General features: G+C 70.5%; 3 protein-coding genes. All 3 read right to left on the bottom strand.

Features of this window, described 5'->3' with window-relative positions:
- Window positions 1-108: 108 nt before the first annotated feature.
- The 3 genes from EV643_RS43790 to EV643_RS43800 all read right to left on the bottom strand — a co-directional run bounded on the left by EV643_RS43790 (window position 109) and on the right by EV643_RS43800 (window position 3327).
- Window positions 109-978, bottom strand: coding sequence for a CHAD domain-containing protein (locus EV643_RS43790; RefSeq protein ID WP_133806145.1), 870 nt, complete (start codon window positions 976-978; stop codon window positions 109-111).
- Between the two features lie 103 nt (window positions 979-1081).
- A complete protein-coding gene (locus EV643_RS43795; protein WP_238166227.1) occupies window positions 1082-1969 on the bottom strand; it encodes a tetratricopeptide repeat protein in 888 nt (295 codons plus the stop codon).
- On the bottom strand, window positions 1966-3327 hold the full coding sequence (locus tag EV643_RS43800; protein WP_133806146.1) for a hypothetical protein: 1362 nt from the start codon (window positions 3325-3327) through the stop codon (window positions 1966-1968). Before EV643_RS43800 ends, EV643_RS43795 begins: the two co-directional genes overlap by 4 nt.
- Window positions 3328-3614 lie beyond the last annotated feature (287 nt).

The raw sequence follows: 3614 nt of genomic DNA on the forward strand, positions 1-3614 counted from the left end.
CGATCGACAACCTCATCACCCGCGCCGGACTCGCCGCCTGAACCAGACCCAGACTTGACTCACCCGGAACGACAGACACGGCCCAAGCTGGCTAGTGCTGCCTCCTGGTCAGGGCCGGTGGTAGAGGCTCAGGAACTCCTCGCGCAGCGGCTTCCGGGCAGCGCGGTGCCTCTCGGTCAACCGGCCGAGGGTGAAGCACAACTCCGCGTCGCCCTGCTCGGCCGCGGCGTTGGCGAGGCCCTTGAGCGCATCCGCCGCCGCACAGTGGTCCTGGTGCTGCCCGAGCAACTCCTGGAACTTGGCGGCCTGCGTCGCGACCTCTTTCGCCTCCTCGCCCAACACGGCCGCGCTGGTGTCCGCGGCGTACCGGACTCGCTTGGCCAGCAACCTCACCTCGTGCCAGTCGTCGTCCTCGGTCCAGGGCTTGAGCTGGTCCGCCGCGCCGGAGAACGTGTGGCGCGCTGACTCAAGCAACTGCGGCAACACCTCACTACAGGGCCGGGACGCCTTCTGCTTGAGCTCAGGGGTCTCCGCGATGGCCTCGAGATCCTTGACCAGCTGGACGGTCCGCTCACTCGCGACCACCTCGGCCGATCGAGCAGCCGCCCGCTCCAGCCCGACGGTCAAGGTGCTGAGAATCGTCGCCACGTGTTCCGGATCGTCCTCGCTGGTCGCCGTCTCCTGGACCAGCGCGGCGATCACCTCGAGATCCCGCGCCTCCCCGCACGCTGCCGCGAGGGCTGCAAGATCAGCCCGGAGTTCGCCGGCCCAGTCTCCCGCCAGCAGCTTCCGGAACAGCCTCAGATCGCTCCTGAGTCGCCGGCAGGACACCCGCACCTGGTGGATGGCGTCGTCCTCGCCCTTCTCCAGCATCTCGATCGCGCCCTGCAGCCGCCCGGTCCCCTTCACCAGGGCAACCGCCACCAACGTCCCGACCGGCGTCTCACCGGTCAGCGGTTCGCCCACCCACGTCACCATCCCCCCATTCTCCCCCTCAAGCTCAACCCCTGACCCCGGGCAAACAAAATGGCCCGGGTGGCCGGCGATCACTCACCGCCCACCCGGGCCACTCGCTGATACCTCAGTCCTTCGGCTTTTCCTCGGCGCCGTCCTGGTCCGCGTCGAGATCCTCGTCCTCGTCGACCGCGTCCAGCACGTCGCCCTCAGCAGCCTCGTCAACGCCGTCATCCGCGTCGTCAGCGTCATCCGGGTCGTCTGCATCGACGTCCTCATCCGCGTCCAGCACGTCGTCCGCGTCGCCTCCGTCGACGTACTCGTCCGCGTCTACTTCCTGCACGAAGGCTTCGCCGTCCTCGTCGTCGACGTCCTCTTCGTCTCCGGCGAGGTCGGTGAACTCCAGGCCCTCGAGCTCAGCAGCCCGCTCAGCAGCCCCGGTGGAACCATCGCCGTCCACACCAGCCGCCCGGTGGAACCAGACCAGCGCCTCCTCGGTACGCCCAGCCTCCGCCAGCGCGTCGGCGTACGCGTATCGCAACCTCGGCAGCCATTCGGCCCGAGTCCGCTTGGTCAGCTCCGGTACCTCGAGCGTCTGGATCGCCGCGGCAGTCTGCCCCATGTCCCGGCGCGCACCGGCCGCGACGATCAGCATCTCGATCTGCGACGCGGGTTCGAGCTCGAGTACGGCCCGCTCCCGCGACAACGCCAGCGCCTTCTCCGGCCGCCCGAGCGCACGCTCGCAGTCCGCCATCATCGGCAGGACCTCGTGATGCCCAGTCATCCGCCGCACCGCGCGAAACTCGGTCAGCGCCTCGTCGAAGTGCTCAGCCAGGTACGCCGTGATCGCAACCGCCTCGCGCACTCCCCCGAGCCGCGCGGCCAGCCGCCGAGCCGTCTTCGCGTGCTGGTACGCGAGCTCAGGATCGTCCTCGAGGAACTGCCCCGAGGCGACCAGATGCTGCGCCACAAGGTCGGCCAGACTCCGCGGCAACGACCGCAGCTCCGCCTTCACCCCACGATCGAGCTCAGCCCCGGTGATCCCCTCCGGAATCGGCGGATCATCGCGCCGCGGCCCAGCCTTCTCCTCGTCGCTCCGGCGCCCGTCCCGATCCCGAACATCTCGCCGTCCCGCAACGCGCTCATCCCGCCGGAACCCGCCACGGTCGCCGCCCCCGGACCGCTCATCGCGCCGGAATCCACCACGCCCCGAGCCGGCCCGATCCCCGCCCCGGGACCCAGCACCACGTGAATCGCGTTCATCCCGCCGGAACCCACCCCGGTCGTCCCGCCCAGGCCGCTCATCGCGACGGAACCCCTGCTCATCCCGCCGCCCACCACGCTCGTCCCGCCGGAAGCCGCCACGATCTCCCCCGGACCGCTCATCGCGCTGGTATCCACCACGCCCCGAGCTGCCCCGGTCATCAGACCGACCACCGCGGTCGCCAGAACCCCGATCGTCCCGTCCACGCTCATCGCGGTTGTACCCACGCCGGTCATCCCGGCCGCTGTACCCACTGCGGTCGTCGCGGGCAGATCCCCGGTCGTCCCGGTTGTACCCACTGCGGTCATCGCGACCTCCAGCCCGGTTGTCGCGGCTGTATCCGCTGCCCTCGCCGCGGTTGTACCCACCGCGCTCACCACGCGCAGCTCCACCGCGGTCGTCCCGGCTGTACCCACCGCGGTCGTCGCGGGCAGATCCCCGGTCGTCCCGGTTGTACCCAGTGCGGTCATCGCGACCACCAGCCCGGTTGTCGCGGCTGTATCCGCTGCCCTGGCCGCGGCCGGCGCTTCCGCGGTCGTCCCAGCGGCTGCCACCAGAGCCTCGGTCATCCCGCCGCGGACCGCGATCGGCGTACCCGCGCCCATCGCGCGGCCCACCCGAACGCTCGTCCCGGGGCGCACTGCCTCGCCGATCGCCGGAGCCACGCTCACCGCGATCGTCTCGGCGCCCACCGCCCGACAACTGTCCCTTGAACGGATCCCGCTCGCCGCGGTCATCCGCACGCGAACCAGCGAATCCCCGTCGATTCTCCCCGCCATCCCGCGAGCCTTCGCCCCGAGGCCCGCCATCAGTACGACCGGACCCCGCATAGCCCGACCCACCACGGCCCTTACCGGCGAACCCAGACCCACCTCGGCCAGAACCCGCAAACCCTGAGCCACCGCGCCCGGAACCCGAGAAGCCTGAACCGCCACGCCCAGAACCCGTCCCGCCCGAACCACCGCGGCCGCCCTCACCAGCACCAGCACGGCCTCCACCGGCACCACCGCGGCCAGCACCACCGGTACCACCGCCGGCGCCGCTGCGCGGACCACCAGAACGAGGACCACCCGAGCGGGGACCATCACCGCGCCCGGAAGACGAACCACGGAAACCTCCGCCGCCCGCGGAACCGCCGCGACCAGGGGAGTCAGAGCGCCCACCGCCGGCCCGACCGGAGCGGCCGGCACCGCCGGACGAACCACGTCGGTCGCCCGAACCGGGCTTGGGGTTGCGAGGTGGCGTAGCCACGGTGACTCCTTACGGTCGTACGAGGGGTGTGCGAAGGACACACTCACACAAAACTACAGCCAGAAATGTTAAGGGCCACCCCGGTGGGGTGGCCCTTAACAGTGTGAATGTCCGGCGACGTCCTACTCTCCCACGACCTACCGAT

Origin of the sequence: Kribbella caucasensis (assembly GCF_004361855.1) — a bacterium.
Classification (GTDB): Bacteria; Actinomycetota; Actinomycetes; order Propionibacteriales; family Kribbellaceae; genus Kribbella; species Kribbella caucasensis.

Excerpts from the sequence above, each read along its gene's own strand:
- EV643_RS43790 (WP_133806145.1), bottom strand. The coding sequence starts at position 978 with ATGGTGACGTGGGTGGGCGAACCGCTGACCGGTGAGACGCCGGTCGGG.